Here is an 18,352-nt window from a genome sequence, read left to right as displayed (position 1 = left end):
CAAGTGTTGAAGGCCGTTTACTGGCACGTATTGCAGCAGTTACACTCGAAGGTAATACTCTTGTAAGACCTTCAAATTAATACAGCAATTTATTGATTGAACACATAAAGCCCCGACCGATTTATTTCGGTTGGGGCTTTTTTTTTCTTATAGATGTGCCAATGCAACAGTTTAATTTTCGCTCCCGAAAGCTGTATTTGAATCAGAGCCACTGCTATCGGATGAAACTTTTTTCCCGTTTGAATTCATCAACCGCTTGCGGAAAAACCAAACCAAGCCTAAAGCCATTGCCCACTGTAATACAACCGTAGCCACAGAATATGGGCTCAGCGGGTTGAACCAGGTATCAGGTGCATACTCAGCGGCACTCAGGTACATCCACCAGCCAAGCAATGTTACTACTTCGATCGGCACTACGTATTTAATAATGATCTCCCACCATTTCCCTAAAGTAGACGAGCGCTCTTCGGTATTTATAATTTCTTCCCGGAATTTCTGAGTTCCATATTTAATTACGGCATAGGATATCAAAGCCCCGGAAACCATCAGCCCTACTCCCCACACAAAATCCTGATTGGCAAAAAAGGTCAGATTAACCGCAGAAGGAATCCCAAAACCAAATCCGGCTCCGCAAATTATCATGGTAGCTCGTTTACGGTTTGCTCCCATATCTACAAAAACCTTTACCGCCAGTTCGATCATTGAAATAAGGGAACTGAAAGCTGCGAAGGTCAATCCAAGGAAAAACAGGATCGCGAAGATGCCCCCTCCTCCCATCGTAGCAAATAATTGGGGCATCCAGATAAAAGTGAGGCCAGTTGAAGCCGGACCTGAAGTTTTCATAACTTCCAGGATCTCGCTGTCGCCCATTGTCGGACTAAGGGTGCCAAATACAGTAGAAAAGATAATAATTGCTGCTATCAGTGAGACCATATTATTACCAATACCGGTTTGAAAAGCACTAATGGTAACATCATCCTGAGAACGCATATAAGCTGCATAAGTCAAGATCAATCCCCATGCAGCACCGGTATCCCATGCATTTTGCGTCAAGGCCTCCAGCCATATCTGAGGCTCCTTTAAGGTGGACCAATCCGGGGTGAATAAATATTCGATCCCAAGCCCACTTCCTTCCAGAGAAAGTGCTTTAAACAACGAGATTATCAATACCAGTAAAAGGGAAGGGATCAATACCTTGTTAACTTTCTCAATGGATGAGATTCCTTTTATCACAATAATGCCCCCTACTCCCATCACAAATGCATGACCCACCAGCGGCCAGTTAGAGCCTTGAAATCCTTCCCATATAGCATTGGCCTGCTGAAGATCACCGGGTAAGGCTGTAGTAACAGAGATAATTAGATAGTATAAACACCAGCTGGCAACCACACTGTAATAAAACATGATGGCCGTGGCAACAAAACCAACAAAGCCTCCAAGCCATCCTTTCTTCTCTCCTATAAGTGCCACAAAAGAACCGACCACTCCTTTCCTTCCATTTCGGCCCATGCCATATTCAGCTATTATCAACGGAATAGACCATAACAAAAGAAAACAAACCCAGGCGAATAAGAACGCCCCTGCGCCCTCTTCCCCACCATTTTGAGCGGCAATCCTTGGAAAGCGCCAAATATTACCGGTCCCGATAGCGATACCAAGTACACTTAAAATCAATCCGAGTTTTGAAGAAAATCTTTCTTTTGTATTAGCTGACATGCGAAAAATGGTTAGTTTTTAAAATATGGAATCAACTTCCCCGTTTTATCTGCGAGAAGTTTAAATTCTTATGTATCTTAGGTTTTGATTAGTATCAGGCTGTGCTTATAATTGCGAGCCTATCATAAAGTGTATTCTACGAATATCCAAAAAAAATTTTGAGCCGCTAACAAATATTTCATGTTTTCAGATCATAAAACTACCAATAGGTATCTCGCTCTTTTTGCTTTTATTGTTTCTCTCATAATTTATACGCTAACCCTCGCCCCTACTGCAAGTTTTTGGGATTCCGGTGAATTTATTGCTGTAGCCCACGGCCTTCAGGTGAATCACCCTCCCGGTGCACCCTTCTATTCCTTAGTCGGACGAATTTTTTCTATGTTCATGCCCGCAGGTTATGTTGCAGTCAGTATTAATTTTATAAGTGCGCTGACCTCTGCGTTGACGATCATGCTGTTATATTTGATTGTTGTTCGCTTAGTTCGGGAGTGGAAAGGACATCCCGACCAAATGGATCTGATGGATAAAATCGGGATGTACGGTGGAGCTTTAGTTGGCGCCCTTACTTTTGCCGTTACCGATACATTCTGGTTCAATGCTGTAGAAGCTGAGGTTTATGCGATGTCGATGTTCTTTACAGCCATTGTGGTTTGGCTTGCATTGAAATGGGCTGAAAATTTTGATCAAAAATACAATGAAAAATGGCTTGTACTTATCGCTTATATGTTTGGAATTGCCATTGGAGTCCACTTATTAAATTTACTGGCTCTTTTCTTTGTAGCACTCATTATATATTTCAAATTCAAGGATTTTGAGTTAAAATCTTTCCTTTTAATGGGAGCGGGAGCTGTACTGGCTTTCTTTTCGATCTACCCTTTTACTATTCAGAATATTCCAACCATTGCTAATAGTGTTAATGATCTGACCTACGGGTTAATTGGCTCCATTACCTTTCTCTTTCTTTTTATGGCAGCAGTAGCGTATGCCATTTACTACACTCAAAAAAATAAAATGCGTCTGGCCAATATAATTGCCATTTGCTACGCCATGATCCTGATCGGGTTTTCATCCTATTCGGTCATCATGATCCGTTCGATCGCCGATCCTCCCATTGATGAGAATGACCCGGAAACAGCTGAAGCTTTCATCAGCTATTTGAAGCGTGAACAGTATGGGGCTACTCCCATACTAAAAGGGCACAATTTCGATGACAACACCGGACAGATCAACAGAGAATCCGAAGAGTTTTTCCCCCGACGTTATTCATCAGCTCCCAATCATCTGGACTATTATTCCCGCTATAATTCTGACTGGAGCTTTTTCTGGGATTACCAGGTGAATCATATGTATATCAGGTATTTCAACTGGAACTTTATTGGCCGAGAGGCAGACATTCAGGGTGCAGGATGGCGATCAGGATTTGAAGAACCTGCTTACCCCAACAATAAGGCAAGTAATGCCTATTTCTTTATTCCGTTTTTGCTGGGCCTGTTTGGAATGATCTATCATTTTAATTCTGACTGGCAGCGGGCACTTGCTATTATGGCACTCTTTATAGTCACGGGGTTGGCTATTATCGTGTTCCTGAATCAAACCCCATATCAGCCTCGTGAACGGGATTATGCCTACGTAGGTTCCTTCTTCGCCTTTTCTATTTGGATAGGATTGGGAGTCACAGGATTGGTAGATCTTATTAAGAGTTATGCCAATAATAAGATATTGGGGTATGCAGCTGTGGTATTCTGCCTTCTTGCATCTCCGGTATGGATGGGATCACAGAACTGGGACGACCACGACCGAAGCAATCGCTATGTAGCTCCTGACTATGCAAGAAATCTGCTGGAGTCAACAGCACCGAATTCCATCTTATTCACTAATGGTGATAACGATACCTTTCCTCTTTGGTACTTGCAGGAAGTTGAAGGCGTTAGAACGGATGTTCGAATCGTTTGTCTGAGTCTGCTTAACACAGACTGGTATATAAAACAGCTTAGGGATCAATGGTCTCATGAATCAGCTCCCTTGCCTATTTCTTTATCGGATGAGGAAATTGAACGAGTAACCTCAGGTATCAGTCAGTGGCAACCACAAACCATACAGATTCCGGTTGACAAAGACATGCTACGAGAAGCTTTCTCTGATGACCAAAGCTATAAAGAATCAATTGGCATTAAGCCCGACACCTCTCTTTCAATACTCCAAAAAGGTGTTGATTTCGAAATGCCGGTCGATTCATTGGATGATGTAGTGAACTGGCAATTGAACGGACGCTTTTACGGTGAAGATCCACAAGGTAACCCGATCTATTATCTGCAAACACAAGACCGCCTGATTCTGGATATCCTGCAAACCAATAACTGGCTACGCCCAGTATATTTTGCTAATACGGTATCCAGTCAAAGTCAGCTCAATCTGGAAAATTATTTCCGTACAGAAGGCAAAGCATATCGTGTTGTTCCAAAGAACTTTGGAGCGGGTGATGATGGATATCTCAATCCAGAAATATTTATCAACCGTTTAGAAAAATTCCAATTCCGCGAATGGGATAATCCGGATGTTTATTTTGATGAGAACATTAGAAGAATGCTGAGTAATTACAGATTTATTTTCATGTCTCTTGCCATGGAATATCTGGAAGAGGAAAAAGCAGACAGTGCCGGTTATTGGTTGAAATGGGGTGAAGATAAGGTTCCATTCAGGCCTGATGAAACCAACCAATCACTTAAACTTTTATATTCAGTCAGATATGCACAGGTTGGTTTAACCGAAGATGCTACCCGGCTGGCAGAATCTGCTGAGGAAATTCTACTTGAAAGCCTCAACACAAATCTGGATAGATTTACTGAAATTGAAACGCAATTTAGCCGACTAAGCAGTGAATTTGAAAGTGCAAGAGCCCAAGGTGATATTAGTGCTCAAAGGGAAATCCGTTCTCAACTCAATCAGCTGAATAATGAAGCACAAGAATACCTGACTCAAGTCAGGACTATTCGTCAGTCGCTTACATTGGTCCAATATGCATATTTCCAGCATGGTGATACCGAAAAAGCCGTTCAGCTTGCCGAACAGGTAAACCAGTTAATGGGGTCGCAATTCCCGGGAATACCTGAAACTATAGAAGAAAGTGAAGCCGAAATTGAACGATATGGACTCAATTAACTCTGTTATTTAAACTTGTTAGTTGGTGTCGTATATTTGGATACACAAAACAAATGACTATGATCCATCAATTTACTAAAGAAAATATTGAAACGATTGGCAAGGTTCTGGGAACCTCAGCTAAGCCTCTGGGAAATGATGTATTTCGTTTTGAAGTAAAAAGCGAAGACGAGCCTCGTAAACTTGCCCTTGAGATCCATCTGGGACTGGATGTTAATGGGGAGCAAATGAACATGGTTTCAGTGTATGCCTATAACACTTTTCTTCAGCTCCATAACTGCACGGCTTTTGTAGCCAGTGAAATACTTCAACAGGTTACTTTTTTTGGAAAGTCAGGTGAAAAAACTTCGGGTTTGATCGTAGAGAAAACAGCCGGTTGCAGCTTGTATGCCAATGTTGACCAAAGTATTCTTAGCGGAGATTTCACCCAGCTTCCCGAAGATCTCATGATGTGTGGCATCGCCCTCTCCCTCACCGAGTCGATGGATGATGACTTTTCATTCTAACAACTCCCGTTTTGAATAATGAGACTTCCGTTCTTGAGATCTTTAATGAAAGCGAAGAAAAAGTCCCTTTAAGACAAAAAAAGGCAGAATCGATATTATATACAGTCTCTGATCAGGAAAATGCTAGATTCGCCTTTGTTGAATTGGTTTATGTGGATGAAGATGAAATTGTGCGGATCAACAAAGAGCATTTGAGCCGATATTATGTCACCGATATTATTTCATTCAGATATGATGAGGGGCAAGAGTCGCAAAATAACACTGCCATTGAAGGTACTCTATTCTGTTGTGCTCCCCGCATCTTAGAACAATCTGCTGAGTTTAAAGAGCCTGTGGAACGTGAGTTTCAGCGTATATTCATCCATGGCCTGTTGCATTTGATCGGCTATGAGGATTCAACAGAAAAGGATAAAGCTGTAATGACTGAACTCGAGAATAAATATTTAGCTTTATCTGGGTCAAACAAATAGTAAGACTTTGCGTATATCTTTCACAAAAAGTGAATGAACAAAGAAGAAAACTCAAATATCATCAAAGAGCGCAGTAAACAGTATGGCTTAAGGTTTTGGGACCTCATTCGTACTCAGGTAGATAAGCATGCCACAGAAGATGAACCTCGTGATACTCCTATAATACCACCCAAAAATATAATGGGGCGGCGCTGGCTGATGAACCTGCTTTTCATGATCCCGTATCTTCTGCTTGCTGTATTTGGCATTTCGTTTTTTTGGGATTTTAACGGAATGAACACGACCATTTTTGGTATCTATTTCTCATTTGAGGGCCTGCTGCGAATTATTAGTATAAGCGGTTTGATTGGATTTCTTACAAATTGGCTGGCCATAACCATGCTCTTCCGCCCTACTCATCCAAGACCTATTTTAGGCCAGGGACTTATACCGGCTCAAAAAGACCGCATTGCATACCGGCTTGCTAGTGCTGTCTCCGAAGATCTCATCAATCCGGAGATCATCAAACAAAAAATTCATGATTCCCAGGCCATTGCCAAATACCGTGAAAAAGCCACTATATATGTTAAAACCATTATTGATGACCCTGAATTCAGAGAAAATCTGAAAGCTTTAGTTGTAAACTATGTGGATGAGATGATCGCTGACCCGGAGGTTCGTTCATCTATTGCAAAAAAACTTATGGTACAAATCAATGAAGCTATTGACGAAAATTCTTTCGAGAGAGTAGCATTAAAAGCTTATAGTTTTCTAAAGGGACAGGAAATGCAGGATCTGGTTGAGAGTGCTTTAGTCAAACTTCCTACCGGAATTGAACACGGACTCAATAAAATGGACACATTCCTGGATAACCTTCCTCAAAAACTGGATGAACACGGCTCTGTGATCGAGGAAATGGTGACAAATCTTCTGTATAAGCTAATCAACCAGCTTGATGTACATGCCCTGGTTGAAGATAATCTCAGACAGTACGATGAAAAAAAACTGGAAAACCTCATTAAAAATGCCAGTAACGATCAGCTTCAATACATTCAATATTTAGGAGCCGTATTAGGCACTTTTGGAGGGTTTATTATTTGGGAACCGATCGCAAGCATAGTACTTTTAACCATCATTATAGGTTCTACCATTACAGCGGATCAGCTGATCCTTAAATTTAGAAATTCTTCCTGATCATCAGTAAATAATTTCAACAACAATATTAATTTTAGATTAATGAAAATCACTTCAAAACTCTTCACCCTCTTATTCTTAGTTATATTTACGGTCAGCTGTGCCGGCACAAAAACTGCTACTGAAAACAGTACAGCTGAAAATGATACAGCCGAAAGCGAAACAACTGAAATGGCTGAAGTTTCTGCTACAGAAACCTGGCATTTGGCTTCACCTAACCTGGATACAGATCCCTTTTATAGTACTGGCGTAGAAAAAGCATATGCTGAATTACTTGCCGATAAATCCCCGAAGCAAAAGGTGATCGTTGCTATTATTGACTCAGGCACTGACATTGACCACGAAGATCTTTCAGACAAAATATGGGTAAATGAAGATGAGATCCCCGGTAATAATATAGACGATGACGGCAATGGTTATGTAGATGATATCCATGGATGGAATTTCATTGGCGGCCCGGACGGAAGCCATGTAAATAAAGACACCTATGAAGTCACCCGGCTTTACGCCGAGCTAAGTGATAAATTTCAGGGGATGGAGCAGGACTCGGTAGCTGAAAAGGATCAAGAGGAATACCAATACTACCTCGAGATCAAAGATGCTTTTGAAAAAAGGTTCCAGCAAAATGAGCAAGAAATGATGCAGGTTGGACAAACTCAACAAGCTATTCAATTTGCTAAGCAGACCCTTCAGGTAAGCAGTATTGATTCGGTTAGCATGGAGCAATTAGAAATTACCGGACAAGAGACCCAGCAGGTTCAGCAGGCAAAACAGATCATGACGTATCTGAAGAATAGTGGCGCAACGGAGGCTGACCTAAATGAACTGGAAGATTATTATGAACATGTTTCCGGTTTGGCAGAATTCGGATTAAATCCAAACTTCGATCCACGTAATATTGTAGGCGACAACTATGAAGACCTTGATGATCGTATTTATGGAAATAATGATGTTACCGGCCCTACCAGTGATCATGGGACTCATGTAGCAGGAATTGTTGGTGCTATTCGTGATAATAACTTAGGTGCTGTGGGGGTAGCTGATAATATTGAACTCATGATCCTAAGGACCGTGCCTGATGGTGATGAACGGGATAAAGATGTAGCTAATTCTATCCGCTATGCAGCAGAAAATGGTGCCAGGGTCATTAATATGAGCTTTGGTAAAGGCTATTCACCCCAAAAGGAATACGTTGATGCAGCTATCCGTTTCGCTGATAGCCTGGGAGTGTTATTAGTTTCCGGCTCAGGAAATGGAAGTGAAAATGTAGACAGTACTGCATCTTTCCCAACCCGTTTTTATGAAAACGGCGGTCAGGCCGTTAATTATCTCAGTGTAGGCGCTTCGTCCTGGCAAACTGATTCAACACTTGTTGCAAGCTTCAGTAATTATGGAAAATCCACTGTAGACATTTTTGCACCGGGCGTAGATGTTTATTCCACCTATCCGGAAAATGAATACCAAATGAACAGTGGAACAAGTATGGCCTCTCCTGTAGTTGCCGGGATCGCTGCTTTGATCATGTCGTACTATCCCGAACTTCCTACAACTGAAATTAAAGAGATCATTTTGGAAACTGTTACTAAAATTGATCAGGTAGTATATAAACCTGGTACAATGGAACCAATTCCTTTTTCAGCGCTTTCTACAACGGGCGGAATTATAAATGCATATGAAGCTTTAAAACTAGCGGAAGAACGAACAAATCAATAATAGCTTGATCAACCCGAAGAAAGAATACGATGCAGTTATAGTTGGTTCCGGTCCTAATGGACTAAGCGCGGCAGTTCGGCTTGCCAAGGAAGGCCTGAAAGTGATCGTTCTGGAAGTTAAACCCACGATCGGGGGCGGAACCCGAACTCAGGAACTTACGGAACCCGGTTTTTTGCATGATGTTTGTTCGGCGGTTCACCCTACAGCAGCAGGCTCACCTTTTTTGAACACTCTAGATCTTGAACAATTTGGATTGGAATTTATCCAACCTGAGATCCCATATGCTCATCCTTTAGAGGATGGTGATGCAGCCGTTGCTTATCGTTCCCTCAAGAAAACTATTGATCATTTAGGAGATGATGGCAAGGCCTACCACAAGTTATTCAACGAGTTTGTAGAGCATTGGGATTATCTATCTGAAGATATCTTCGGGACCCTTCGCATTCCCAAACATCCTCTTCTAATGGCTCGTTTTGGATGGTATGGATTATTTTCAGCAAAATTGCTGAGCAATTCACTTTTTAAACGAGCTAAAACAAAGGCTCTGTTTGCCGGGTGTGCAGCTCACAGTATAGTTCCTCTCCATAAAGCCTTTACGGCCTCTTTTGGGATGGTTTTGGGAAGTTCAGCCCATTCTGTGGGTTGGCCGTTGGCAAAGGGAGGGTCAGCCTCTATTACTACTGCTTTAGCAGGACTCTTAAAAACATTGGGGGGAACAATTGAAACAAATCATCCGGTGGCATCTTTAGCTGACATTCCTTCTTCAAGAACTATTCTATTTGACCTTACCCCCCATCAGATAGCTAAAATTGCTGAGGATGAGCTTCCAAATGGGTATAAGAATAAACTTCGAAATTACACTTATGGTCCCGGGACTTTTAAAATGGATTGGGCACTGTCAGAACCGGTTCCATGGAAAAACGAAGAATGCAAGAAAGCCGGCACTCTCCACTTAGGAGGTACTTTTCAGGAAATAGCCGCAGCTGAGGAAGCTGTATGGAATGGAGACCATCATGAAAAACCCTATGTATTGATCTCACAACCCAGCATTTTTGATAGCACCAGAGCGCCTGAAAATAAACATACGCTTTGGGCCTATTGCCACGTACCTAATGGATCAGAAGAAGACATGACTAAGATCATCGAAGATCAAATAGAAAGATATGCTCCCGGTTTCCGCGATACCATCATCAGTAAACACACAATGAATGCCAATGCAATGCAAAGTTATAATGCCAATTATGTAGGTGGCGACATTAATGGCGGAGCACAAATAGTGAAGCAACTTTTTGGAAGGCCGGTGTTGAAATGGGACCCTTACAAAATTCCTGTGGAAGGATTATATATCTGCTCATCTTCTACCCCTCCCGGGGGGGGCGTTCACGGCATGAGCGGCTACCATGCCGCACAGTCAGTTTTAAAAAATGAGTTTGGCATCTCTTGAAAATTTAAAGTCACAGAAGCTTATCTTCACGCATGCTTAAAGCACTGCATAAAACTATACAAAATTTGAGATCTGATTCACCTAAGATCAGGCAGAAATCTCCCAAATGGACTTTCTTAAGTATGGGAATAGCTCTGCTGATCTCAATTCCCATTTTGACCGTCGTTTTCTCCATTTTTACACCTGCCGGCGAGATTTGGAGTCACCTTGCCGATACTGTTTTAGATGATTACGTATTCAATTCCATCATCCTGATCCTTGGGGTTTCCTTTGGAGTCATTGTTATTGGTGTTTCTTCTGCTTGGCTCATCACTATGACCAACTTTCCCGGCCGGCGTATTTTCGAATGGGCTTCCATCCTACCTTTTGCCATTCCGGCTTATTTGATGGCTTACATCTACACCGACTTTTTGGATATAGCAGGCCCTTTACAAATCACAATCCGCAACCTGTTTGGTTTGAGCCTTGGTGATTATTGGTTTCCAAACATCCGTTCCATTGAGGGTGCCATAATTATTATGTCGCTGGCTTTCTATCCGTATGTATATATGCTTTCCCGTTCCTCTTTTTTGGAGCAGTCAACCAGTCTGCTTGAAGCTAGTAGAATTATGGGCTATTCAACTTGGCAAAGCTTTTTTAAAGTTGCTATACCTGTTGCCCGCCCCGGCATTGCAGCCGGATTGGCCCTCGCTTTGATGGAAACACTTAATGATTTTGGAACGGTTGAATATTTTGGTGTTCAAACCTTCACCACTGGAATTTACAGGACCTGGTTTGGATTGGGTGAACGCCCTGCGGCTGCGCAATTAGCAGCTTTCCTTTTAGCATTCATTGTTGTTCTGCTGGTGCTGGAGCGGTGGTCCAGAAATAAAATCAGTAATGAAAAAGCAAATTCAGCGCGCTTCAAACGCTTAAACAGGTTTCAGTTAAATGGATTTAGGTCCTTTGCTGCTTTTACTGTTTGTTTTATTCCTGTATTAGTTGGATTCATTTTGCCAGTGATTCTCCTTTTGGAGATGTTCTTTTCAAACCTGGATCATCTGGATTTCAAATTCATTGAGCTTTCTTTTAATTCCTTTACAGTTTCAGCACTGACGGGATTCTTAGCTGTGTTCCTGGCGCTGATCATGGCATACTCAGCACGTTTAAACCCAACAAGATCTGTTAAATTATTTAACCGTGTCAGTTCGCTCGGATATGCCATTCCCGGTTCTGTGATCGCTGTTGGGGTACTTATTCCCTTTGGCTTTTTTGATAACTCTATCGATGCCTTCTTTAGAGAGCAATTTGGATTCTCAAGCGGACTTCTACTCAGCGGTACTATTTTCGCAATGGTATTCGCTTATCTGGTGCGTTTTTTATCTGTTTCGTATGGCGGGGTTGAAGCAAGTATGGAGAAGATCACTCCAAATATGGATGAAGCTGCCCGCGGAATGGGATATCGCTTCTCTAAGGTACTTCGAAGCATTCATATCCCGATGATGTCGGGTGGACTGTTAACGGCAGGACTGCTCGTTTTCGTAGATGTAATGAAAGAATTACCGGCAACGCTTATCGTCCGTCCTTTTAACTTTGATACCCTGGCAGTACAAGTATACAGATATGCTTCCGATGAACGATTGACAGAGTCTGCCGGGGCAGCATTAATGATCGTTTTGGTGGGTATTATCCCGGTGATCATCATAAGCCGAACCATCGCCAAATCCCGAAAATCAGAAACACAGTGACAAAAAAAAGCCCCAACGCAAAGCGTATGGGGCTAGGTTTTTGATAAGAGTAGATCTTTGAAAATTTCATACTTAACAAGGAACTTCGAATTTCACTATTCGGTGTTCCTTGTTAGATGTTCTTTTTATTTCCAACCGGCTCTGTCCATGATCTGAATAGCTTCCGGATTATTTCTTCCTAAAGCTGATACGTTTACCGCATCACTTTTGAATTCACCAAAGCCTTGCAGCACTTCAGCTATTTCAGCTTCATCATTGATAGGATACTCATTGTTTCCGCTAATGAAATATTTCTGTGCTTCAGGAGTAGTAAGATATTCCAAAAAGCGTATAGCATTATCCTTATTCGGAGCATTTTTTAGAATTCCTGCACCGCTTATGTTGATATGTGCACCACGCTCACCTTCTTCCTGGTTTGGAAAAACAAATTCTACTTTAGAGGCAATTTCGTTATCAACTTCATCGTCTCCGGTAATCATAGCTGCAAGATAGTAGTGATTCACGATAGCGACATCACAAGCACCCACAGCAACGGCACGAATTTGGTCCCTGTCACCACCTTGAGGATCTCTGGCAAAGTTATCAACCAAGCCTTCGGCCCATTCCTCTGTAGCTTCAGCTCCTATGGTTTCGATCATTGATGCTACCAGTGATTGGTTATATATATTGTTAGATGAACGAACGCAAACACGGCCTTCAAAACGTGGGTCAGCTAAATCTTCATAAGTCAGTTCGTCGTAATTTTCAACCGCTTCAGGATTTACGACAATTCCCCGTACTCTTTTGGAGAGACCAATCCAAAGTCCGTCGGGGTGACGAAATTCAGCAGGAACACGCTCTTCCAGTGTCTCAGATTCAAAAGGCTGTAAAATATCAGCTTCTTCAGCTCTCCAAAGTCTACCGGCATCAACAGTTATCAGAATATCAGCCGGAGAATTTATTCCTTCACTTCGAACTCGTTCGATAAGTTCATCAGATCCACCTTCAATTAAGTTAACTTTTATGCCTGTTTTTTCAGTAAACTCTGCATATAATTCTTGGTCGGTATCATAATGGCGTGCAGAATAAACGTTTACTTCTTCTTGGTTTGAGCATGAAGCTAAAACCATTGCTAAAGCAATTAGCGGTAATAGATAAGATTTCATCATGTTAGTTTTGAATTCAGATTTTATTTAGAACGATTCAAAACTAAGACTTTATTTAGATAGAATCTAAATAAAATAATAAGTCTTTGTAAAAATTTGATTGGTGAATGAGAGTTGAGAGTTGATAGTTGAGAGTTGATAGTTGATAGTTGATAGTTGAGAGTTGACGATTGATGTTGCTACGATTTACACTATATATAACTGGACTTTTCACATAAATGAGCTTGGTCTGAATTTCAAATAACGGTTTGACAAATAAGCGGCGCGACTAAGTCCTTGAATGTAAGCAACTAAACGCAAACGAGTCCGCTTGCTTTGCTTTGTTAACAGTAATTTCACCTGCCTAACCTAAAACCAACTCTTAATGCGGGAGCACCTGTAATATTTGATCTTGAAATTATATTGCCATAAAACACATTAGCGCCCAAATTTATTCTAAGTATGTCTGATATTTTATATCGAATTCCGACTTCTGGTCGAACTCCGATTAAGAATCCACTACTCGTTGATAAGTCAAACTCTGTTTCCTGATAGTTCGTAGAACCAACGCCAAATGTACTGCCACCATAATATGATAAGCTCTCATTTAATTTGGAGCTGTACTGCAATCTGGGGCCGACATACCACAAAGAGCTCATACTTTCACTCAGGTTGCCGGTTGTTCTATTAATGTCTGAGACTAAAAAATGAACAACTCCACCAAATGAAAAACCTCCGGAAAACTGTCTGCCTACCTCAAGCTCTATAAAATTACCAGCACTGCCAAGTATGGGTGTTAATTGATATCCTGGCTCTATATAATTCGATGAAGTATCTTGGCTTTGAGCATTTAAAGGCTGCCAAATTATAATTCCTGCAGTAAATAAAAGTGTTAATATGGTTTTCATGGCAAAAGTTTATTCAATTACTGTTAACATCACTTTATCAACTCTCAACTTTCACTCATCCCTTATGATTTTCAGGGTCAAGCCACCGCAGAGTTTCCCATTGATACATTCCGGAGTTATGTCCATCTCCCCAGGTAATCTTGATGGCGTGATTACCAACTTGTTCTAAATTTCGGATCTCAATTCGGGGTGGATTTTCTTCCAAAAAAGCTTCCGGTTCAAAATCTCCCATACTTCCATGCCCTCCCCTGCAGGTTACACAGGGGCAGTTCACCCTCAATCCATAGAGCGGAAAAACAGAGGTATGACCGTCTTCCCATGAAATTTCCAGAACCTGATCTTTATTGCTAACTTCAATGCCGGTGGGTGTGGTCGATTCGTCCATCAAAAACTATTTATAAGATTAAACTATCTAACCAAAATTAATCAATGCTTTGGATAATTGTTTCAGCATTTATCGTTGCTATATTGAGTACCTACCTCGGATATAAACGACTTTTATACATCGACCAGGTTACTCCCCGTAATTTATCTATTACTCTGCTTGGAGTAGTTTTTTTATTCCTAGTCTTACAATGGCTTCATCGTGTCGGCTACTTCCCCGAAGCCATTGCCGGAGCCGTTATGGCAAACGTGTACGCCTCATTATTTGGGTTCTTTTTAGGCGCAGCAATTCAGCAATTTCAGCAGAAGAGAGAGTATGGAGAGATCATTTATGTGAACCGCTCATTTTGGACCGACATCTTTCCAAATTTAGTGGCACTGGGTATCATATTATTTGGAATTCAGCGTACAGCATTGTTATCAGACCTTCCCTTCACTCCTATTCGGGTAACCTCAGGATTATCGATAATAGCGGTTGGGGCGTATAGCTTCACTATTCGGTTGGTTCCGGAGATTCGTGAAAAAGGATTGATCCTTTTAGACAGAAAAATAAGCTGGGAGAATTTCTTCACTTATTCCTGGTACTCTGAGGGGGTTATTGAAATTGAGTATAAGTTGAATGACACTATTCGCAGTTTCAAAACTATGATCCCTGATGAAGATGAACTTTTTGTAGAAAAAATTCTCTCTGAAAAAATTGCCGAGAAATTAGAAAATGACGAATTTGACGAATACGAAGAGCTCGATTAAAAAATGATAAAGTGGTTTTATTCGACTTGATTGATCACTTTAAACAATACACTAATTTAAAATTTCCAATTTCTAATTTAAAATTCCCTATATGGCCTCTTTTGATATCGTAAATAAAGTTGATGCTCAGGAAGTTGATAATGCTATCAATAACACCCTCAAAGAAATTAGTACCAGATACGACTTCCGTGGCCTTCATACAGAAGTTGAATTCCATAAAAAGGAAAACAGGATCCATTTGGTTGCTGCCGAAAGTATGAAAATGGAAGCTGTCAAAGATATGCTGATCAAAAACTTTATAAAACGGGGAATCAGTGCAAAAGTCCTGGACTTCAAAGAACCGGAAGGTTCCTCACAAGGTCATTTGAAAATGGATGTGATGCTTAAAGAAGGTATTGACCGGGAAACCGCAAAAAAGATCGTTAAAGAGATCAAAAACCTGAAAGTGAAAGTCCAGCCTCAAATTCAGGATGATCAGGTGCGCGTAGATGGCAAAAAGATCGATGATCTGCAGTCTGTTATCCAACACCTGAAAGCCAAAGATATGGGTGTACCGCTGCAGTTTGTGAATATGAAGTAGCTTTTTGAGATTTGAAAGTTGATAGGGTGATAAGAGCCGAAAATACATCTGTCACTCTATCAACTTTCAACTCTTATTAGCTCATTTAAAATTTCTATCCCACTCCACCATAATGCAGCGGTTTTTGATATAAATTAATTCGTTTTCTTCAGCGATCTTTTCGGCTTCCGGGGATGATACGTCGAGTTGAGTCCACAATACCGGATCTTGGCCTGTTTTCTTTTTCCATTCTGCAGCATCCTGTACGGCTTCGGCTGAGAACTCTGAGTTTCGAAAAATATTTACGATATCGATCTGAACATCAGAAGGTATATCGGTCAGGTTATCATAGCTTTTTTCACCATAGACCTCTTTTGCCTGGGGATTTACAGGGATCACCCGATATCCTCTCTCCTGTAGAAACTTGGCTGCGTAATTACTTGTTCGATACTCATTAGGCGAACAACCGATCATAGCTACGGTTTTTGCCTCTTTAAGCACTCGATAAATGTCTTTGTTATCACTGATCATGTTAATAGGTGTTTACGATCCTCAAAAGTGTTAAATATTCTGTATCTTTACAGCACAATATATTCACAATTAAAACAATATTTATTTTGTCTAAAGTAAAAGACGGTGACACCGTAAAAGTCCACTACACTGGAAAATTAGAAGACGGATCAGTTTTTGACACTTCTGAATCAAGAGATCCATTGGAAATAACACTGGGAGAAGGAAAATTGATTCCCGGTTTTGAAAAAGCTGTAGTTGGTTTAGCAGTTGGAGACACAACTACTGCTAATATTGAGTCTGCTGAAGCTTATGGAGATCGCAGGGAAGACCTTGAATTGTCTATTGAACGCGATCAGCTTCCTGAAGACATTCAGCCTGAAGTTGGTATGCAACTTCAACTGAATCAGCCTAACGGACAACCGGTTCCGGTTCAGATCACAAAAGTAGAAGATGAGAACATCACTATTGATGCAAACCATCCTCTTGCAGGCAAAGACCTGACTTTTGATATCGAATTGGTTGAGATTGTAAACTGATTTTAGATTTCTATCAAATTTGACACATGGAGTTCTTCGCAAGAGGAACTCCATTTTTTATATCCATTTATTTGAACACAGATAACATCCATGGCTGATTTTTCTCAACAAAGTACGATCTCTATCACCTGCCCTAAACGCATCACCCCTCTTCTTCGGCAAGAAGTTTCGGATCTTGGATTTCCAATTGTCAAGGAACGCCTGGCGGGAATTGAAACTAAAGGGTCTCTGAATGATTGCATGACACTGAATCTGAGTTTGAGAACGGCTCATCGGGTTCACTTTATGTTAAAGGATTGCCGGCCGAAAAATGGAGAAGAGCTTTATAATGAGCTGGTTAAAATTCCTTGGGAAGAATATATCGATAAACACGGATATGTAAGTGTTACTTCCTTCATCAAGAATAAGACCGTGACTAATACGCAGTTTGCCAATATGAAGGCTAAGGATGCCATTGTTGACCGTATTCGGAAGAAAACTGGTACAAGACCCGATTCCGGACCGAATTTGAATAAAACGGTCGTGTTCATTTTCTGGAAAAATGACCGGGCACAGATCTATTTGGATACCTCCGGAGAATCTATTTCAAGGCGGGGATACCGAACTGAAACAAGCGTTGCTCCCATGCAGGAAACTCTTGCTGCCGCTTTGATCCTGGCAAGTAAATGGAAACCAGGTCAGCATTTTATCAACCCTATGTGCGGAAGCGGCACCATTGCCATTGAAGCTGCCTTGCAGGCTTTAAATAAGGCTCCCGGCTTGCTTAGACCCAATTATGGGATCAAGCACATTCTCGGCTTTGATGAAGAGCGCTGGAATGACCTTCGTTCGGATCTGAAGAACAAATCAGAAAAAGAATTTGAAGGCCGTATTATTGCTACAGACCATGATGTAAGAGCTGTTAATGCAACCCGCAAAAATGCCCGGACAGCCGGACTGGATCATCTTATTGAAATCAAAAAATGTGATTTCAGTGAAACCGAGATCCCTTCAGGCAAAACCGGAGTGATCATGCTGAACCCTCCATACGGAGATCGAATCGGCAACGAGAAAGACCTGGAACCTACCTACGAGGGAATCGGAGATTTCTTCAAACAGGAAGCAACCGGATATTGGGGATATGTTTTTACCGGGAATTTTGACCTATCTAAAAAGATCGGGCTCAGAACCAATCAGCGAATCGAATTCTATAATTCTACCATCGATGCCCGCCTGCTAGAATACGAGCTCTATTGATCACAGATTTATAGGATTAGAGGATTTCACAGAAAGAAAACCATTCATTTTATGAATGGTTTATAAATCCAACCAATCCTGTAATCCTATAAATCTGTGATCCTGTTTTTCGCCTCTATCCATTTACTCATATATTTAGTACTGGCGGCTGTATGGTGTTGTAGAATTTCTCCTATAAAATTCCGTCTTCGATGAGCATTAAGCTTATCCCTTATCTCTTCTATATTGCTTATCAACTTATCTCTCAATTCTCTTTTCGAGTATAATTGATTGATAATTGGAATTCCCCCTTGCTGAGCTTTCTTCCATTTCCCTTCATCCTGATACAATGCTACTGCTTTTTCAGCAAAAGACTGCGGATCGTTCTCTATGAATCCCGGCCAGGACAGATCTCCGTGCATGGCTTCGGCTCCAATTTCTGTGGTTACGCTTGG

The 18,352-nt window shown here is 41.2% G+C and carries 16 protein-coding genes and 1 pseudogene; 11 read left to right on the top strand and 6 right to left on the bottom strand.

Going from position 1 to position 18,352, the window contains the following annotated elements:
* Window positions 1–171 precede the first annotated feature (171 nt).
* The gene (locus VFM80_RS11555; protein ID WP_395071983.1) at window positions 172–1,716 is read right to left on the bottom strand and encodes a sodium-dependent transporter; all 1,545 of its coding nucleotides are present in this window, start codon (window positions 1,714–1,716) and stop codon (window positions 172–174) included.
* A gap of 180 nt (window positions 1,717–1,896) precedes the next feature.
* On the opposite strand from VFM80_RS11555, the gene VFM80_RS11550 reads away from it, so the two are divergent.
* From VFM80_RS11550 to VFM80_RS11520, 7 genes are read left to right on the top strand one after another with little or no spacing between them, the layout of a single operon-like run.
* On the top strand, window positions 1,897–4,875 hold the full coding sequence (locus VFM80_RS11550; RefSeq protein ID WP_395071982.1) for a protein O-mannosyl-transferase family: 2,979 nt from the start codon (window positions 1,897–1,899) through the stop codon (window positions 4,873–4,875).
* A 59-nt stretch (window positions 4,876–4,934) separates the two neighbouring features.
* Window positions 4,935–5,381, top strand: coding sequence for a hypothetical protein (locus VFM80_RS11545; RefSeq protein WP_395071981.1), 447 nt, complete (start codon window positions 4,935–4,937; stop codon window positions 5,379–5,381).
* An 11-nt stretch (window positions 5,382–5,392) separates the two neighbouring features.
* Window positions 5,393–5,851, top strand: a complete 459-nt coding sequence (gene ybeY / locus VFM80_RS11540) for an rRNA maturation RNase YbeY (protein ID WP_395071980.1) — start codon at window positions 5,393–5,395, stop codon at window positions 5,849–5,851.
* Between the two features lie 33 nt (window positions 5,852–5,884).
* Entirely contained in the window at window positions 5,885–7,024 is a 1,140-nt protein-coding gene (locus VFM80_RS11535; protein WP_395071979.1) for a DUF445 domain-containing protein, read from the top strand.
* 42 nt (window positions 7,025–7,066) lie between these two features.
* Window positions 7,067–8,737 (top strand): S8 family peptidase, encoded by a 1,671-nt coding sequence (locus tag VFM80_RS11530; protein WP_395071978.1) that lies wholly within the window; start codon window positions 7,067–7,069, stop codon window positions 8,735–8,737.
* 4 nt (window positions 8,738–8,741) lie between these two features.
* The gene (locus VFM80_RS11525) at window positions 8,742–10,181 is read left to right on the top strand and encodes a phytoene desaturase family protein (protein WP_395071977.1); all 1,440 of its coding nucleotides are present in this window, start codon (window positions 8,742–8,744) and stop codon (window positions 10,179–10,181) included.
* 32 nt (window positions 10,182–10,213) lie between these two features.
* Window positions 10,214–11,908, top strand: coding sequence for an ABC transporter permease (locus VFM80_RS11520; RefSeq protein ID WP_395071976.1), 1,695 nt, complete (start codon window positions 10,214–10,216; stop codon window positions 11,906–11,908).
* 125 nt (window positions 11,909–12,033) lie between these two features.
* Here the strand turns inward: VFM80_RS11520 and VFM80_RS11515 are convergent, their stop codons facing one another.
* The 3 genes from VFM80_RS11515 to VFM80_RS11505 all read right to left on the bottom strand — a co-directional run bounded on the left by VFM80_RS11515 (window position 12,034) and on the right by VFM80_RS11505 (window position 14,325).
* Window positions 12,034–13,053: a Fe(3+) ABC transporter substrate-binding protein gene (locus tag VFM80_RS11515; protein WP_395071984.1), complete on the bottom strand. Its 1,020-nt coding sequence runs from the start codon at window positions 13,051–13,053 to the stop codon at window positions 12,034–12,036.
* A gap of 335 nt (window positions 13,054–13,388) precedes the next feature.
* Window positions 13,389–13,940, bottom strand: a complete 552-nt coding sequence (locus VFM80_RS11510; RefSeq protein WP_395071975.1) for an outer membrane beta-barrel protein — start codon at window positions 13,938–13,940, stop codon at window positions 13,389–13,391.
* A gap of 55 nt (window positions 13,941–13,995) precedes the next feature.
* Complete coding sequence (locus tag VFM80_RS11505) at window positions 13,996–14,325, bottom strand: gamma-butyrobetaine hydroxylase-like domain-containing protein (RefSeq protein ID WP_395071974.1); 330 nt, start codon at window positions 14,323–14,325, stop codon at window positions 13,996–13,998.
* 44 nt (window positions 14,326–14,369) lie between these two features.
* Between VFM80_RS11505 and VFM80_RS11500 the strand changes: the two genes are divergently transcribed.
* Both VFM80_RS11500 and VFM80_RS11495 read left to right on the top strand, forming a co-directional pair.
* Window positions 14,370–15,074: a hypothetical protein gene (locus tag VFM80_RS11500; protein WP_395071973.1), complete on the top strand. Its 705-nt coding sequence runs from the start codon at window positions 14,370–14,372 to the stop codon at window positions 15,072–15,074.
* Between the two features lie 91 nt (window positions 15,075–15,165).
* Entirely contained in the window at window positions 15,166–15,654 is a 489-nt protein-coding gene (locus VFM80_RS11495; protein WP_395071972.1) for a YajQ family cyclic di-GMP-binding protein, read from the top strand.
* A gap of 81 nt (window positions 15,655–15,735) precedes the next feature.
* Here VFM80_RS11495 and VFM80_RS11490 read toward each other — a convergent pair whose 3' ends face one another.
* Window positions 15,736–16,164 carry a CoA-binding protein gene (locus VFM80_RS11490; protein WP_395071971.1) on the bottom strand — a complete coding sequence of 143 codons (429 nt, stop codon included), beginning with the start codon at window positions 16,162–16,164 and terminating at the stop codon, window positions 15,736–15,738.
* 86 nt (window positions 16,165–16,250) lie between these two features.
* On the opposite strand from VFM80_RS11490, the gene VFM80_RS11485 reads away from it, so the two are divergent.
* On the top strand, window positions 16,251–16,682 hold the full coding sequence (locus tag VFM80_RS11485) for an FKBP-type peptidyl-prolyl cis-trans isomerase (RefSeq protein ID WP_395071970.1): 432 nt from the start codon (window positions 16,251–16,253) through the stop codon (window positions 16,680–16,682).
* Window positions 16,683–16,772: 90 nt separating this feature from the next.
* Window positions 16,773–17,918 carry a THUMP domain-containing class I SAM-dependent RNA methyltransferase gene (locus VFM80_RS11480; RefSeq protein ID WP_395071969.1) on the top strand — a complete coding sequence of 382 codons (1,146 nt, stop codon included), beginning with the start codon at window positions 16,773–16,775 and terminating at the stop codon, window positions 17,916–17,918.
* Window positions 17,919–18,004: 86 nt separating this feature from the next.
* Here VFM80_RS11480 and VFM80_RS11475 read toward each other — a convergent pair.
* A pseudogene (locus VFM80_RS11475) lies at window positions 18,005–18,352 on the bottom strand (glycosyltransferase); the annotation flags it as partial.

The organism is Gracilimonas sp. (assembly GCF_035704785.1).
In the GTDB taxonomy this organism is placed as follows: domain Bacteria; phylum Bacteroidota; class Rhodothermia; order Balneolales; family Balneolaceae; genus Gracilimonas.
This window is presented reverse-complemented; position numbering and strand designations above follow the sequence as displayed.